The following is a 15448-nucleotide window of genomic DNA, read 5'->3' as shown; positions in this document are numbered from 1 at the left end:
CTTTTCGCGGCCGGTCGCCCGTAGAAGCGCAGGTCATCCGATCAATGGCTCAACTTGATTGCCTTCTCGTCCCATTGACAGCCCCTGAGGGCCGCCCAATCATCAGCCATCCGATGAATTTGGAGTGGCCCGTGAGTACGTTTCCCAGACGTCAGATCGTGGGCGCCGTCGCGGCCCTGGCCTTGCTCCTGGCGCCGGTCCCGGCGGTCGCCCAGGAGGAGCCCGAGCCGCCGGTCACGGTGCCCGCCCTCACCGACTGGACACCGGAATCCGGCAGTTACGACTTCGGGCCCGGCACCCGGCTCGTGGCGGAGAGCCCGGCCGAACTCCGGGTCGCCGACACCCTCGCCGACGACCTCCGGGCGGCCGGGCACGGCACCGTGCCGGTGGTCGGCGGCGGGGCGCGCACCGGGGACATCGTTGTCGACATCCAGCCATCCAGGAAGCCGCTCGGCGCCGAGGGCTACGAACTACGAGCCGGCAAGCGCCTGTCGGTGACCGGCGCGACCGAGGCCGGCGCCTTCTACGGCACCCGGACCCTCCTCCAGCTGCTCGCCCAGGACGACCGGATACCCGCCGGACGCACGGTCGACGTGCCGCGCTACAAGGAGCGCGGTGTGGGCGTGTGCGCCTGCTACATCCACATCACCGTGCCCTGGCTGGAGAACCTCGTCCGCGAGATGGCGTACAACAAGCTCAACCAGCTGCTCCTGGAGCTGAAGGTCAAGAGCGACGCCCACCCCGAGGCCAACACCTGGGGCTACTTCACCAAGGACGAGATACGCCGGCTCGTCGCCATCGGCGACAAGTACCACGTCGAGATCATCCCCGAGATCAACTCCCCGGGGCACATGGACCCGTGGATCGAGAACCGCCCGGATCTCCAGCTCACCGACACGGACGGGAACAAGCAGACCGCCCGACTCGACATCACACAGCCGGAGGCCTTCTCCTACTACACCAGCCTGATCGACGAGTACGCGCAGGTCTTCACCGCCACGTCCTGGCACATGGGGGCCGACGAGTACATGCTCGGCTCGGACTTCGCCAAGTACCCGCAGATCCTGAAGTACGCCCAGGAGAAGTACGGTCCGGACGCGACACCCCAGGACGCCTTCGTCGACTTCATCAACCGCGTGCACGCCTACGCGGCGGCCAAGGGCAAGAAGCTGCGCATCTGGAACGACGGGCTCACCGGCGCCAACACCGTGCCGGTGGAGACCGACACCACGGTCGAGCACTGGCTGAACGTGGCGGTCAAACCGAGCCAACTCATCGACCAGGGCTACTCGTTGATGAACGCTTCCTACTCCCTCTACCTCATCCGCGGCGGCTTCCACAGCGACACCGGGTCGCTGTACGACCAGAGCTGGGACCCGCGCAGCTTCGAGGGCGAGAAGCTCACCTCCAGCGCGGGCATCACCGGCGCGAAGATCAGCCTCTGGCCGGACAACGGCCGCGGCGAGACCGAGAACGAGGTCGCCGTCGGGCTCTGGCCCGCGCTGCGGCACGTCGCCCAGGCCACCTGGGGCGAACCGCATCCCGACGCCACGTACGCCGAGTTCACCGCGCGCGGTACGGCCGTCGGGCACGCGCCCGGGTGGCGGGACCTGACCCGGACGCCGGTGGCGGACGGGACGTACACCTTCCAGGCGGACGGTGTGTCCTTCGACGCCGAGGTGGCGCGCACGCCGGACGGCTACGTGACCCTGCGCGGCCCGGCCGGCTGCCTCGCGGTGAGCGGCGGCAAACTCACGCTCAACGTGCCGCTGCAGCCGGGCGTCGAGGCCACCTGGGACACCTGCGCCGCCGCGAACACCCTGCAGCGCTGGGAGCTGCAGCGCGTCGCCGGCGGATACCGCCTCGTCAACGTCATCACACAGATGGCCATGAGTGTGACGGACGGCCGGATCGTGCAGTACCCGCCCGACCAACACCCGCCCGCCGTATGGCACCTGACCTGAGGAGTCCCCTCCCATGTCCCTCTCCAGACGCCTCTTCGTCACCTCGGTCTCCGCGTTCGTCGCGACCGGCCTCCCCTCGGCCTCCGCACTCGGGGCACCCCTCCCCGCCGAACCCCGTTACCGCATCCCCGTCAGCCCCGACGACACCGCGGACGACCTCGTCCGCAAGGCCTCCCAAGTCCGGCCCACCGCACGGCAGATCGCCTGGCAGAGCCTTGAGAGGACCGCGTTCCTGCACTTCGGCGTGAACACCTTCACCGGCCTGGAGTGGGGCACCGGCGACGAGGACCCGGACGTGTTCCAGCCGGCCGGCCTCGACACCGACCAGTGGGCCCGCGCCCTGCGCGACGGCGGCTTCAGGCTCGCCATCCTCACGGTCAAGCATCACGACGGCTTCGTGCTCTACCCCTCCCGCTACACCAACCACTCAGTCGCGTCGAGCAGTTGGCGCGACGGCCAGGGCGACGTCCTGCGCTCCTTCGCCGACTCGATGCGCCGCCACGGCCTCAAGGTCGGCGTCTACATCTCGCCCGCCGACGAGAACCAGTACCTCCACGGGGTGTACGCCAACGGCAGCGCCCGCGCCGCGCGCACCATCCCCACCCTCGTCGAGGGCGACGACCGTACACCGCAGCAGTCGTACAGCCTCGAAGCCACCGACTACGGCGCCCACATGCTCAACCAGCTCTACGAGGTGCTCACCGAGTACGGGCCCGTCGACGAGGTGTGGTTCGACGGCGCCCAGGGGCACATCCCGCCCGACAAGGTGGAGAGCTACGACTGGGACAGCTGGTACACCCTGGTGCGCGCCCTCGCCCCGGACGCGGCCATCGCGGTCACCGGCCCCGACCTGCGCTGGGTCGGCAACGAGAGCGGCATCGCGCGTGAGGACGAGTGGAGCGTCATCCCGGTCAAGGAGAACCAGTACGGCCGCACCGACTGGGCGCTGTCCTACGACACCCCCGACGAGGGCAGCCGCGACGCGCTGGTGAAGGCGCAGCCGGCGACGGACTACCTGCAGTGGTGGCCCGCCGAGTGCGACGTCTCCATCCGCGACGGCTGGTTCTACCACGCCGACCAACAGCCCAAGTCCGTCGACTACTTGACGGAGATCTTCTTCGGATCCGTGGGGCGCAACGCCGTGCTGCTGCTCAATGTGCCGCCGGACACGGACGGTCTGCTGCACAGCACCGATGTCGTCCGGCTGCGCGAGTTCCGTGAGCGGATCGAGCGTGAGCTGCCGGAGGACCTGGCGCGTGGCGCCCGCACCACCACGGCGCCGGGCCGCGTCACCGTGGACCTCGGCAGCGAGCGGGAAGTGGACCGCATCCGTCTCGCCGAGGACATCGGGTACGGCCAGCAGGTGGAGAGCTTCGTCGTGGAGGCGCAGCTCGACGGGGCCTGGACGGAGGTGGCCGGGGCCGGGACCATCGGCGCGAGCCGGATCCTGCTGCTGTCGGCTCCGGTGAGTGCCCGCCGGTGGCGGCTGCGGGTGACGGGCGCCCGAAGTGCCGTACGGATCAAGAAGTTCGAGCTGTACCGGTCCCGGGTCTGAGCGGGGATCGACCGGGTGGTCACCAGGACGTCGGCGACCTGGTGACCACCCTTCGGCTACTGCGGCAGGCGCCAGCCGAAGGGCATGAGGTCCCGCTCCCAGCCCGGTGAGCCCGCCAACGCGTCCGCGGCCCGCGGAACCCGCAGGAGACAGCGGTGGCGCAGCAGTTCGCGCCGCTCGCCGGGTGTCAGGAGCCGCTCCTGCGGGCTGAGATGGGAGGGGTGGTCCGGGTCGAGGCCGGGGTCGCCGTCGATCGCGCCGTTCTCCGCCGCGTTGAGCCGATCGCCGGCCGGTGTCCGGTAGTCGAGGCGGAAGTCGGTGCGCCACTGCGAGTTGTGCCCCCAGCCGTGCGACAGATCGACCGTCGGCCGGTGCGGGCGCCGGAACGTCCAGTACAGCGGCGAGCGATCGGCGACACCGCGCTGGGCGTGCTCGACACCGGCGCGGACCCTGACACCGGCACGGTTGAACAGCAGTTGGCCCAGCATCAGACCGGGCCGGACGACCTCGGTGATCTCGATCGGGGCGTGGGGATCGGCGGCCTGCTCGACCTCGACGATCTCATGGAGGAACGGGTCGAAGTCGCCGCCCCTGAACGGTGTCATGCCGAGCGGGACGAACAGGTCCAGGCAGTCGCGCTCCGAGAGCAGCAGCAGGTCACCGACCCGGCTGAGGGCGTACAGCTCCCACAGGAGGGCCTGGCCGTCGGGAGCCGTCCACCAGGGCCGGTACTCGGCAGCGGCGGCCAGCCGATCCGGATAACCTCCACGGGCCCGGTCGAGCCAGGACGCGTAGGCCCTGTCCCCCTCGGCCAGGCTCTCGTACAGCTCGCGTGCCCCCACCTCCGCATTCATGCACGCAGACTAGGCGGGACTTCAGCGCAGGTGCTCCTCGAAGAAGTCCATGGTGACGTCCATCGAGCGCGGCCACTGCGGATAGAAGGTGTGGCCCTCGCCCCGGTACGTGCGCAGCTCGACGTCCTTGCCCGCCTTCTCGAAGGCGGCCACGGTCTGCCGTGTCCAGGCGATGGGGCAGGTGTCGTCGGCGGTGCCGTGGTGGATCAGCAGGGGCTCCGTCACCCGGTTCACGTAGGTGATGGGGGAGGCCTCGCGCCAGAACTCGGGGTTCTCCTCGGGCGTCCCGTGCTCGGCCTCGATCCGGTCGACGATCGGGTCGCCGTCGGGTCGCTGGAAGTGGTCGATGTTCTCCTCCGGGCGCGAGCTGACCGGTGCGAAGGCGACGGCGGCGTCGAACAGGCCCGGGGCCACCACCAGCGTGTTGTAGACGACACCCCCGCCCATCGACCGGCCCAGCAGTCCGAGGCGGTCGCCGTCGATCTCCGGGCGCCCGGACGACTGTAGAGCCATCGCCGCTCCGATGACGTCCTCGGTGTAGCCGAGGCGGAGGTTGACGTTGTTGTCGGGGTCCTTGTCCGAGCGGGCGTGGTTGCGGTAGTCGGTGTGCAGGACGACGTAGCCGTTGCGGGCGAGGAGGTCCTGCTCGCGGTTGAGGCCGCGGCCGGTGGTGTAGACGGCCGGGTCGATGTAGCCGTGCGCCAGCACCAGCGCCGGGAACGGGCCCTTGCCCCGGGGGATGTTCATGAGGCCCGAGATCGTCAGCCCGTTCGCCTCGTACGTCACCTGGTAGCTGGTGTAGGCGGCGGTCCGGGCGAGCACGGTGCCGAGCCGTAGCCCGGAGCCCGTGTGCTTCTTCTCGATGAGGCCCGGGATCGAGACCGGGTTGGCCGGGGTCCGGGTCGGTGTCGGGCTGGGACTCCTGCTCGTGGCCCGCGTGGAGGCCGGCGAGTCACCGCGCGCAGGTTCGTCCTCGCCACCGGTGCAGCCGATCGCGACGACCAGCGACATCCCGGCGGCGGCACAGGCCGCGCCCCGCAACCGCATACCTCCATTGTGTCCCGGGCGGATGTGGACGGACAGGGGGCGCCCACGGCACAATCCCGCCGGTGGAGATCACCGCCCGCGAACTCAACCGCGCCACCCTCGCCCGTCAGCTGCTGCTGCGGAGGGAGCCGCTGACGGCCGCCGATGCCGTGCGGCGCGTCGTCGCGCTGCAGGCGCAGCAGCCCGCTTCGCCGTACCTCGCGCTCTGGAATCGGCTCACCGGCTTCACCCCGGCCGAGCTGGACGCCGCCTTCACCGACGGCACGCTCGTCAAGGCGACCCTGCTGCGGATCACCTTGCACGCCGTCCACGCCGAGGACTACCGGATGGTCCGGGAGGCGATGCGGCCGACGCTGTACGCCTCCAGGCTCGGTTCCCGCTTCGCCGCCGCAGGCCTCACTCCGGCGGACGCCGCCGAACTGGAGCCCGGGCTGCTGGAGTTCGCCGGTCGGCCGCGGTCCAACGCCGACATGACGGCGTGGCTCGCGGAGCGGGTGGGCGAGGAGAAGAAGGACGGGGCGTGGTGGGGGCTGCGTTCCTACACACCGTTGGTGCACGTGCCGACCGGTGGGCCGTGGTCGTTCGGTACCTCGCCGTCGTACGTCGCGGCGCCGGAGGGACGGTTCCCCGGTGAGCCCGACGAGGCGTTGCAAGCTCTCGTCCTGCGGTACCTGGAGGCTTTCGGGCCGGCGTCGGTGGCGGACGCGGCGCAGTTCGCCACGGTGCAGCGGGCGCGGGTCCGTGCGGCGTTGCACGCGCTCGGCGACGCCGTGGAGCAGCTGGGCGGGCCCGACGGCACCGTGCTGTTCGACATCCACGGCGCCCCACGCCCGCCCGCGGACACTCCGGCTCCGCCCCGGCTGATGGCGATGTGGGACAGCGTCCTCCTGGCGTACGCCGACCGCAGTCGCGTGATTCCGCCGGATTACCGGAAGCTGGTGACCCGCGTCAACGGCGACGTACTGCCGACGCTCCTGGTCGACGGACGGGTGGCCGGGGTCTGGCGCCCGGTCGAAGCGGGCGTCGAGGCGACGGCCTTCCACGAGCTTTCGGCCGAGACGTGGGAGGGCCTCGCGGAGGAAGCCCGCTCCCTGGTGTCCCTGCTGGCGGACCGCGATCCGCAGGTCTACAGCCGCTACGGCCACTGGTGGGCCAAGATGCCGGGCTCGGAGGTACGGACGCTCCCCGGACCAACCTAGGGGCGCGGGGAACTGCGCGACCAGCCACGACGGCGCCGCAGCGAAACGACGGCACAACCAGCGGAGCTACCCGCTGAGTTGCGCCCGCAGCCACTCCTCCACCTCGCCCACGTGGGCAGCGGCCGCCGCCCTCGCCGCCTCCGGGTCGCGGGCGACCAGGGCGCGGTGAATGGCCGCGTGCTCCCGGCGGGTGCGGTCGAAGGCGCCCTCCTCCTCGTAGCCGCGCCAGACGCGGGCGCGGAAGGTGCGGGAGGACAGGCCGTCGAGGATCGCGGCCATGGTCTCGTTGCCGGCGGCCGTGGCGATCTCGCGGTGGAACGCCAGGTCGTGGGCGATGATCTCCTCGGGGTCGTCGGTGGCGTTCATCGCCTGCAGATGCTTCTCCACCTCGGCGAGCTGCTCCGGGCTGATCCGGGCCGCGGCCAGCGCGGTCGCCGTCGACTCCAGGATGCGGCGCACCTCCAGCAGCTCGACCAGGCGGGGACCGCGGGACAGGTCCGCCACCACACCGAAGGTCTCCAGGAGGTCCCCGGCCTCCAGCTGGGTCACATAGATCCCGGAACCGTGCCGGGCCTCCAGCACACCCAGCACCGTGAGCGCGCGGATCGCCTCGCGCATGGAACTGCGGGAGATGCCCAGCTGAACCGCCAGATCGCGCTCGGTGGGCAGCCGCTGCCCCGGCTCCAGCCGCCCCTCGCCGATCATGGCCTTGATCTGCTCGATGGCGCGCTGCGTCACGGTGCCCTTCTGCGGGGCTGTCTCGTCCACGCCACTCCTCCACTCACCAGGTGCGCCGCAGTCTAACCACCGAGGTGGTCGGACCACTATGGCCAGAACTCGTGAAAAACTGCCGTCGGAGGGTGTTCTTCCGGCCGAGTGGTCTGATAAGTATGCCGTCATCTGCTCGAACACCGCTCAACGAGGAGCCGCCAGATGCCCGGCAGGACAGTGGGGAAGCGGAACAGGATTCAGAGCGTCGGCACGGTGGTCACGGCCGTAGGTGCCGCACTCGTGCTCGCAGCGTGCGGAAGCACCAAGGACACGGCAGGGTCCAGCGGCGGCGAAGGAGGCGACGGGACCGGCAAGGTCGGCGTGATCCTGCCGCTGCTGACCTCGCCGTTCTGGCAGTCGTACAACGACTACGTGCCGAAGATGGCGAAGTCCGAGGGCGTCGACGCGCTGAAGACGGTCAACTCCAACAGCGACCCCTCGCAGCAGATCACCGACATCAACAACGAGCTCAACCTGGGGGTGAAGGGCCTGGTCGTCGCCCCTCTCGACAGCGCCGCCATCGAGGCCGGCCTCGACCAGGCCGAACGCAAGGGCGTGCCGGTCGTCGCGGTCGACGTGGCGCCCGACAAGGGCAAGGTCGCCATGGTGGTCCGGGCGAACAACGTGTCGTACGGAGAGAAGGCCTGTCAGTACCTCGGCAAGCAGATACCGTCCGGCAAGGTCGTGCAGATCATGGGCGACCTCGCCTCGGTCAACGGCCGCGACCGCTCCGAGGCGTTCCGCGCCTGCGTGAAGAAGAACTTCCCGAAGCTGAAGGTGCTGGAGATCCCCGCCAAGTGGGAGTCCGACACCGCCGCCTCCAAGCTGGACACCCTGCTCAACGCCAACCCCGACATCAAGGGCATCTACATGCAGGCCGGCGGCGTCTACCTCGCGCCGACCCTGCAGACCCTCAAGTCGAAGGGGATGCTGAAGAAGGCCGGCGCGGCGGGCCACATCACGATCGTCTCCAACGACGGCATCCCGCAGGAGTACGACGCCATCCGCAAGGGCGAGATCGACGCCACCGTCTCCCAGCCCGCCGACCTGTACGCCAAGTACGGCATGTACTACATCAAGGCCGCGATGCAGGGGAAGACGTTCGAGCCGGGGCCGACCGACCACGACTCGACGATCGTCAAGCTCTCCAGCGGCATCCTGGAGGACCAGCTGCCCGCGCCCCTGGTCACCAAGGAGAACGTCGACGACCCCGAGCTCTGGGGAAACACCGTCAAATGACCACGGCACTCGTTGAGGCACAGGACATCGTCAAGCGTTACGGCCCCACCACCGCCCTCGCCGACGGTCGCCTCACCGTTCTCCCCGGCGAGTCCCACGCCCTGGTCGGCCGCAACGGCGCAGGCAAGTCCACCCTCGTCACCCTTCTCACCGGCCTCCAGGCCCCCGACGAGGGCACCGTCCGCTTCGACGGCGAACCCGCGCCCCCGCTCGCCGACCGGGACGCGTGGCGCCGCAAGGTCGCCTGCGTCTATCAAAAGCCCACCGTCGTCCCCGAGTTGACGGTCGCCGAGAACCTGTTCATCAACCGGCAGCCGCTCCAGCGTGGGTTCATCAGCTGGCGCGCGCTCAGGGCCCAGGCCGCCGAACTCCTCGGCACCTGGGACGTGCACGTCGACCCGGAGGCGCGGACCGCCGACCTCAAGGTCGAGGACCGCCAAATGGTGGAGATCGCCCGGGCGTTGAGCTTCGGCGCCCGCTTCATCGTCCTCGACGAGCCGACCGCGCAGCTCGACAAGCGCGAGATCGAGCGGCTCTTCGCCCGCATGCGGACGCTCCAGCAGTCCGGTGTCACCTTCCTGTTCATCTCGCACCACCTCCAGGAGGTGTACGAGGTGTGCCAGACCGTCACCGTGCTGCGCGACGCCCGCTGGATCACCACGGCTCCCGTCGCCGACATGCCACGCGCGGCCCTGATCGAGGCCATGGCCGGCGAGACGCTCGCCGAACAGGCCGTGGACATCAGGGAGGTCGACGACAGCGCCCCCGTCCTCCTCGACGCCCGCGGACTCACCTCGGACGCCTACGAGGACGTCGACCTGACCGTCCGCCGCGGCGAGGTCGTCGGGCTCGCCGGCATCAGCGGCAGCGGCAAGATCGAGCTCGCCGAGTCGTTCACGGGACTGCACACCCCGACGAGCGGGACGGCCCAACTGGGCGGGAAACAGCTTCCGTTCGGCGATGTGCAGGCGACCCTGAAGGCCGGGGTCGGCTGGGTGCCCCGCGACCGTCACGATCAGGGCCTGGTCTTCGGCATGACCATCGGCGACAACGCCACCATGAGCGTTCTCGACCGGCTCGGCCGCTTCGGGTTCGTCGGCACCGACCGCAAGCGCGCCTTCGCCACCGAGCTGATCGAACGACTCGACATCCATACCGAGGGCCCCGACCAGCCCGTCTCCGACCTCTCCGGCGGCAACGCCCAGAAGGTCGTCATGGCCCGCGCCCTCGCCTCCGACCCCCGCCTGCTCGTCCTCATCAACCCCACCGCGGGCGTCGACGTGAAGTCCAAGGAGTCCCTGCTCGCCCGCATGGACAGCGCCCGCGAGGACGGCACCGCGGTACTCGTCGTCTCCGACGAACTCGACGACCTGCGCCGCTGCGACCGCGTCCTCGTCCTCTTCCACGGCCGCGTGGTCGCCGAGCACCCGGCGGGCTGGCGCGACCACGAGCTGATCGCCTCCATCGAAGGAGTGGACCATGGCTGACACCAAGGCTCCGCCGGTGAAGCCGGTGAGCGTGCCCAACGCGGGGTCGGCCAGGACCGTCCTGCTGCGCCGGGCTCGCGAACTCGCTCTCGTACCGGCCCTGTTGCTGCTCATGGTGCTCGGCGCGGTCGTCAACGACTCGTTCCTCACCGAACGCAACCTGATCTCCATCCTCGGCGCCTCGGCCGCCCTCGCGATGGTCGTGCTGGCCGAGTCGCTGGTCCTCATCACCGGCAAGTTCGACCTGTCCCTCGAATCGGTCGTGGGCATCGCGCCCGCCGTAGGAGCGCTTCTCGTCCTGCCCGTCGCCCAGTCCGGCTGGGGCACCGAGTTCCCCGCCGCGCTCGCCCTGCTCGCGGTCCTCGTCGTCGGCGCGGTGATCGGCGGCTTCAACGGCATCCTGGTCGTCAAGTTCAAGCTCAACGCGTTCATCGTGACGCTCGCGATGCTGATCGTCCTGCGTGGCCTGCTCGTCGGCGCCACGAAGGGCAAGACGCTCTTCGGTATGCCCGACAGCTTCTACTCCCTCGCCACCACGACCTTCGTGAGCATCCCCCTGTCGGTGTGGGTCGCCGGGATCGCCTTCGCGGTCGCCGGGTTCGTGCTCAAGTACCACCGCATCGGGCGGTCCCTGTACGCCATCGGCGGCAACGCGGACGCGGCCCGCGCCGCCGGCATCCGCGTCGAGCGCGTGATGCTCGGCGTGTTCGTCGTGGCGGGCTGCCTGGCCTCCGTCGGCGGGATCATGCAGACCGGCTACGTCGGCGCGATCAGCGCCAACCAGGGCCAGAACATGATCTTCACGGTGTTCGCGGCCGCGGTGATCGGCGGCATCAGCCTGGACGGCGGCAAGGGCACGATGTTCGGCGCCCTCACCGGCGTACTCCTCCTCGGCGTCGTCCAGAACCTGCTCACCCTCGCCCAGGTGCCGTCCTTCTGGATCCAGGCCATCTACGGCGGAATCATCCTGGTCGCCCTCATGATCGCCCGCGTGACGACGGGGCGTGCCCAGGACTGACCCGCATCGCCCCCCGCCACCTACTGAAAGGCCCTCCGTGTCCTCAACGTCCGGCCCCCCCGCTCGCGTGACCGCGCTCGAAAGCTACGACATCCGTTTCCCCACCTCGCGCGAGCTCGACGGCTCCGACGCGATGAACCCGGACCCCGACTACTCGGCGGCGTACGTCGTGCTGCGCACCGACGCGGCCGACGGACACGAGGGGCACGGATTCACCTTCACCATCGGGCGGGGCAACGAGGTCCAGGTCGCAGCGATCGACGCGCTGCGCGGGCATGTGGTCGGACGGCCCGTCGACGAGCTGTGCGCCGACCCGGGGACCCTGAACCGCGACCTGATCGGCGACAGCCAGCTGCGCTGGCTCGGCCCCGAGAAGGGCGTGATGCACATGGCGATCGGCGCGGTCGTCAACGCCGTATGGGATCTGGCCGCCAAGCGCGCCGACAAGCCGCTGTGGCAGCTGCTCGCCGACGCCGACCCCGAGTGGATCGTGCGCCAGATCGACTTCCGGTACCTCACGGACGCGCTCACCCCCGAGGAGGCGCTGCAGATCCTGCACCGGGGCCGCGAAGGGGCCGCCGAACGAAGCGAGGCACTCCTCGCCAAGGGCTACCCCGCCTACACCACCTCCGCCGGCTGGCTCGGGTACGACGACGAGAAGCTCACCCGGCTCGCCGCCGAGGCCGTCGCCGACGGCTTCCAGCAGATCAAGCTCAAGGTCGGCGCGGACCTCGAGGACGACATACGGCGCTGCCGCGTCGCCCGCAGTGTCGTCGGCCCGGACATCCGCATGGCGATCGACGCCAACCAGCGCTGGGACGTGGACGAGGCGATCCGCTGGACCAAGGCCCTCGCCGAGTTCGACCCGTACTGGATCGAGGAGCCCACCAGCCCCGACGACATCCTCGGCCACGCGGCGATCCGCAGGGCCGTCGCCCCGGTGAAGGTGGCCACCGGCGAGCACGTCCAGAACCGGGTCGTCTTCAAGCAGCTGCTCCAGGCAGGCGCGATCGACGTCCTCCAGATCGATGCCGCCCGCGTGGCCGGCGTCAACGAGAACCTCGCGATCCTGCTTCTCGCGGCCAAGTTCGGCGTGCCCGTCTGCCCGCACGCGGGCGGCGTGGGCCTGTGCGAACTCGTCCAGCACCTCTCGATGTTCGACTACGTCGCGGTCACCGGCACCACCGAGGACCGGGTCATCGAGTACGTCGACCATCTGCACGACCACTTCCTCGACCCCGTGGTGATCCGCGAGGGTCACTACACGGCACCCACCGCGCCGGGCTTCTCGGCCGCCATGCGACCGGAGTCCATCGCGCGGTACACCTTCCCGGACGGCGCCTTCTGGGCGGCCGACCTCCAGACCTCAGGCAAGAAGGGACAGGCCGCATGAGCGACTTCGAGGGCCTCAAGGCCCTGGTGACGGGCGGCGCCTCCGGCATCGGCCGGGCCACCGCGGAACTCCTGGCCGCGCGCGGCGCCCAGGTCGCCGTCCTCGACCTGGACCCGTCCTCCGTCGAGAAGCCGCTGCTCGCCTACCGCGCCGACGTCAGCGACGACGCCTCGGTGCGCGCGGCCGTGGCCGCGGCCGCCGCGGACCTCGGCGGCCTCGACGTACTGGTCAACAACGCGGGCATCGGCGCCCAGGGCACTGTCGAGAGCAACGACGACGAGGAGTGGCACCGCGTCCTGGACGTCAACGTCGTCGGCATGGTCCGGGTCGCTCGCGCCGCGCTGCCCCACCTGCGCGCGTCCGCCCACGCCGCGATCGTCAACACGTCCTCGATCGCGGCCACCGCGGGCCTGCCGCAGCGAGCGCTCTACAGCGCGACCAAGGGCGCGGTGTACTCCCTCACCCTCGCGATGGCCGCCGACCACGTCCGCGAGGGCATCCGTGTGAACTGCGTCAACCCCGGTACGGCGGACACCCCGTGGGTCGGCCGCCTCCTCGACGCGGCCGCCGACCCGGCCGCCGAACGCGCCGCCCTGGAGGCCCGCCAGCCCACCGGCCGCCTGGTCTCGGCGGACGAAGTGGCGGGCGCCATCGCCTACTTGGCGAGCCCGCTGTCCGGCGCCACCACCGGTACCGCCCTCGCCGTCGACGGCGGCATGCAGGGCCTGCGCCTCAGGCCGGTGGGCCAGTGAACACGCTCGGCCGCAGCGGCGTCGAGGTCAGCGCACTGGCCTTCGGCGCCGCCGTCATCGGGAACCTCTACACCGAGATCACCGAAGAACAGGCCCACGAGGCCGTGACCGCCGCCTGGCAACGTGGCATCCGCTACTTCGACACCGCCCCGCACTACGGGCTCGGCCTGTCCGAACGCCGTCTGGGGGCGGCCCTGAGCCAGTACCCCCGCTCAGCCTTCACGATCTCCACGAAGGTCGGACGCCGTCTGGAGCCCGCTGAGGGTGGAGGCGACGACCTCGCGAACGGCTTCGCCGTCCCCGCCACCCGACGCCGCGTGTGGGACTTCAGCGCCGACGGAGTACGACGCACCCTGGACGCCAGCCTCGAACGGCTCGGCCTCGACCGCGTGGACGTCGTCTACCTCCACGACCCCGACGACCACGCCGAACAGGCCTTCCGCGAGGGCTACCCGGCCCTGGAGAAGCTCCGCTCGGAAGGTGTCGTCGGCGCGATCGGCGCCGGCATGAACCAGGCGGAGATGCTCACCCGCTTCGTCCGCGACACGGACGTCGACGTGGTGCTGTGCGCCGGCCGCTACACCCTCCTCGACCAGCGGGCGCTGACCGAGCTGCTCCCGGCGGCCGTCGAGCGCGGCACCTCGGTCGTCGTCGGCGGCGCCTTCAACTCCGGCCTCCTGGCGGACCCGAAGCCGGGAGCGACGTACAACTACGCTGCGGCACCACCCGAGTTGCTGGACCGCGCCCTCCACCTGAAATCCCTCGCCGACCGCCACGGCACCACCCTGCGGGCCGCCGCCCTGGCCTTCTGCGCCGCCCATCCGGCGGTCGCGAGCGTCCTCGTCGGCACCCGCTCGGCCGCCGAAGTCCACGACTGCGCCGACCAGTTCGAGACCACCGTGCCCGCCGCCTTCTGGCAGGAGCTGCGCGACACCGGTCTGCTGCCCGCCGACGCCCCCGTACCCGCCGAGGAGCCGTCATGAGAGTCGCCCTGCACACCAAGGTCCGCGCGGACCGCATCGCCGAGTACGACGCGGCCCACCGCGAGGTCCCGGTCGAGCTCACCGACGCGATCCGCGCCGCCGGCGCCACCTCCTGGACGATCTGGCGCAGCGGCACCGACCTCTTCCACGTCCTGGAGTGCGAGGACTACGCCCGTCTCCTCGCCGAGCTGGAGAAGCTGCCGGTCAACATCGCCTGGCAGGCCCGCATGGCCGAGTTGCTGGACGTGGTGCACGACTACTCCGACGAGGGCGCGGACGCCGGCCTGCCCGTCGTATGGGAGCTGCCATGACGGTGGACGCCCACCACCACGTGTGGGACCTGTCCGTCCGGGACCAGGACTGGATCGACGAGCTCAGCCCGATCCGGCGCGACTTCACCATCACAGACCTCGAACCCGAGGCCCGCGCCGCCGGTGTCGACCGCACGGTCCTCGTCCAGACGATCACCGTGCCCGAGGAGACCCCGGAGTTCCTGGCCCTCGCGGCCGACCACGCGCTGATCGCGGGGGTCGTCGGCTGGACCGACCTCACCAGCCCCGGCGTCCCCGACGAACTGGCTCGCCTCCGCGAACTCCCCGGCGGCCAGTACCTCAAGGGCATCCGCCACCAGGTCCAGGGCGAGCCGGACCCGGAGTGGCTGCTGCGTCCGGACGTACGCCGCGGCCTCACCGCCGTAGCTGACGCGGGCCTGGTCTACGACCTCGTGGTCCTCCCGCACCAGCTGCCAGCCTGTGCCAAGGCGGCGGCCTCCCTCCCCGAACTCACCTTCGTCCTGGACCACTTGGGCAAGCCGCCCATCGCATCCGGCGCACTCGAACCCTGGGCGTCCGACGTCCGCACCCTCGCCGCCCTGCCCAACACGGTCTGCAAACTGTCCGGCATGGTCACCGAGGCCGACCCCGCCTCCTGGACTGTCGACGACCTGCGCCCGTACGCCGACACGGTGTTGGACGCCTTCGGCCCGAACCGCCTGATGTTCGGCTCGGACTGGCCGGTGTGCACCCTGGCGGCAACGTACGGCGAAGTCCTGGACTCCGCCCACCAGTTGACCGACGCGCACGACCGCACGCAGATCTTCGAGGGGACGGCCACCCGCGTGTACGCCCTGTGAATGCGCCGCGATCTCCTCGTCCCTTGCGATGGGATAGTACGGAAGAGACAAATG

The 15448-nt window shown here is 70.5% G+C and carries 14 protein-coding genes; 11 read left to right on the top strand and 3 right to left on the bottom strand.

Annotated elements, in window-relative coordinates; genetic code table 11:
* Positions 1-131 precede the first annotated feature (131 nt).
* Positions 132-1964 (top strand): family 20 glycosylhydrolase, encoded by a 1833-nt coding sequence (locus IG08_RS0108365; protein WP_420823282.1) that lies wholly within the window; start codon positions 132-134, stop codon positions 1962-1964.
* 13 nt (positions 1965-1977) lie between these two features.
* Complete coding sequence (locus tag IG08_RS0108360) at positions 1978-3519, top strand: alpha-L-fucosidase (RefSeq protein WP_030598266.1); 1542 nt, start codon at positions 1978-1980, stop codon at positions 3517-3519.
* A 56-nt stretch (positions 3520-3575) separates the two neighbouring features.
* Here IG08_RS0108360 and IG08_RS55705 read toward each other — a convergent pair whose 3' ends face one another.
* Positions 3576-4373: a hypothetical protein gene (locus IG08_RS55705; protein WP_052424533.1), complete on the bottom strand. Its 798-nt coding sequence runs from the start codon at positions 4371-4373 to the stop codon at positions 3576-3578.
* 21 nt (positions 4374-4394) lie between these two features.
* A complete protein-coding gene (locus tag IG08_RS0108350) occupies positions 4395-5420 on the bottom strand; it encodes an alpha/beta hydrolase family protein (RefSeq protein WP_030598258.1) in 1026 nt (341 codons plus the stop codon).
* Between the two features lie 62 nt (positions 5421-5482).
* Between IG08_RS0108350 and IG08_RS0108345 the strand changes: the two genes are divergently transcribed.
* Positions 5483-6619 carry a winged helix DNA-binding domain-containing protein gene (locus IG08_RS0108345; protein ID WP_030598255.1) on the top strand — a complete coding sequence of 379 codons (1137 nt, stop codon included), beginning with the start codon at positions 5483-5485 and terminating at the stop codon, positions 6617-6619.
* 66 nt (positions 6620-6685) lie between these two features.
* Here the strand turns inward: IG08_RS0108345 and IG08_RS0108340 are convergent, their stop codons facing one another.
* On the bottom strand, positions 6686-7387 hold the full coding sequence (locus IG08_RS0108340; protein WP_030598252.1) for a FadR/GntR family transcriptional regulator: 702 nt from the start codon (positions 7385-7387) through the stop codon (positions 6686-6688).
* A gap of 165 nt (positions 7388-7552) precedes the next feature.
* Here IG08_RS0108340 and IG08_RS0108335 point away from each other — a divergent pair, with 165 nt between their 5' ends.
* From IG08_RS0108335 to IG08_RS0108300, 8 genes are read left to right on the top strand one after another with little or no spacing between them, the layout of a single operon-like run.
* Positions 7553-8629 carry a sugar ABC transporter substrate-binding protein gene (locus IG08_RS0108335; protein ID WP_030598250.1) on the top strand — a complete coding sequence of 359 codons (1077 nt, stop codon included), beginning with the start codon at positions 7553-7555 and terminating at the stop codon, positions 8627-8629.
* A complete protein-coding gene (locus IG08_RS0108330; RefSeq protein ID WP_030598247.1) occupies positions 8626-10116 on the top strand; it encodes a sugar ABC transporter ATP-binding protein in 1491 nt (496 codons plus the stop codon). The genes IG08_RS0108335 and IG08_RS0108330 overlap by 4 nt, the downstream gene beginning before the upstream one ends.
* Positions 10109-11134, top strand: coding sequence for an ABC transporter permease (locus IG08_RS0108325; protein WP_030598244.1), 1026 nt, complete (start codon positions 10109-10111; stop codon positions 11132-11134). The genes IG08_RS0108330 and IG08_RS0108325 overlap by 8 nt, the downstream gene beginning before the upstream one ends.
* Positions 11135-11171: 37 nt before the next feature.
* A complete protein-coding gene (locus IG08_RS0108320) occupies positions 11172-12527 on the top strand; it encodes an L-fuconate dehydratase (protein ID WP_030598240.1) in 1356 nt (451 codons plus the stop codon).
* Positions 12524-13279 (top strand): SDR family NAD(P)-dependent oxidoreductase, encoded by a 756-nt coding sequence (locus IG08_RS0108315; RefSeq protein ID WP_030598237.1) that lies wholly within the window; start codon positions 12524-12526, stop codon positions 13277-13279. Before IG08_RS0108320 ends, IG08_RS0108315 begins: the two co-directional genes overlap by 4 nt.
* The gene (locus tag IG08_RS0108310; RefSeq protein ID WP_030598235.1) at positions 13276-14262 is read left to right on the top strand and encodes an aldo/keto reductase; all 987 of its coding nucleotides are present in this window, start codon (positions 13276-13278) and stop codon (positions 14260-14262) included. The genes IG08_RS0108315 and IG08_RS0108310 overlap by 4 nt, the downstream gene beginning before the upstream one ends.
* A complete protein-coding gene (locus tag IG08_RS0108305) occupies positions 14259-14573 on the top strand; it encodes an L-rhamnose mutarotase (RefSeq protein ID WP_030598232.1) in 315 nt (104 codons plus the stop codon). The genes IG08_RS0108310 and IG08_RS0108305 overlap by 4 nt, the downstream gene beginning before the upstream one ends.
* Positions 14570-15394, top strand: a complete 825-nt coding sequence (locus IG08_RS0108300; protein WP_030598230.1) for an amidohydrolase family protein — start codon at positions 14570-14572, stop codon at positions 15392-15394. Before IG08_RS0108305 ends, IG08_RS0108300 begins: the two co-directional genes overlap by 4 nt.
* Positions 15395-15448: the final 54 nt, after the last annotated feature.

The organism is Streptomyces fulvoviolaceus (assembly GCF_000718165.1).
Classification (GTDB): domain Bacteria; phylum Actinomycetota; class Actinomycetes; order Streptomycetales; family Streptomycetaceae; genus Streptomyces; species Streptomyces fulvoviolaceus.
Note: the sequence above shows the minus strand (reverse complement) of the source record. Positions and strands in the feature narration are given on the sequence as shown.

Coding starts and splice junctions, on each gene's coding strand:
- IG08_RS0108300 (WP_030598230.1), top strand. CDS start 14,570: ATGACGGTGGACGCCCACCACCACGTGTGGGACCTGTCCGTCCGGGAC.
- IG08_RS0108305 (WP_030598232.1), top strand. CDS start 14,259: ATGAGAGTCGCCCTGCACACCAAGGTCCGCGCGGACCGCATCGCCGAG.
- IG08_RS0108315 (WP_030598237.1), top strand. CDS start 12,524: ATGAGCGACTTCGAGGGCCTCAAGGCCCTGGTGACGGGCGGCGCCTCC.
- IG08_RS0108330 (WP_030598247.1), top strand. CDS start 8,626: ATGACCACGGCACTCGTTGAGGCACAGGACATCGTCAAGCGTTACGGC.
- IG08_RS0108335 (WP_030598250.1), top strand. CDS start 7,553: ATGCCCGGCAGGACAGTGGGGAAGCGGAACAGGATTCAGAGCGTCGGC.
- IG08_RS0108360 (WP_030598266.1), top strand. CDS start 1,978: ATGTCCCTCTCCAGACGCCTCTTCGTCACCTCGGTCTCCGCGTTCGTC.
- IG08_RS0108325 (WP_030598244.1), top strand. CDS start 10,109: ATGGCTGACACCAAGGCTCCGCCGGTGAAGCCGGTGAGCGTGCCCAAC.
- IG08_RS0108350 (WP_030598258.1), bottom strand. CDS start 5,420: ATGCGGTTGCGGGGCGCGGCCTGTGCCGCCGCCGGGATGTCGCTGGTC.
- IG08_RS55705 (WP_052424533.1), bottom strand. CDS start 4,373: ATGAATGCGGAGGTGGGGGCACGCGAGCTGTACGAGAGCCTGGCCGAG.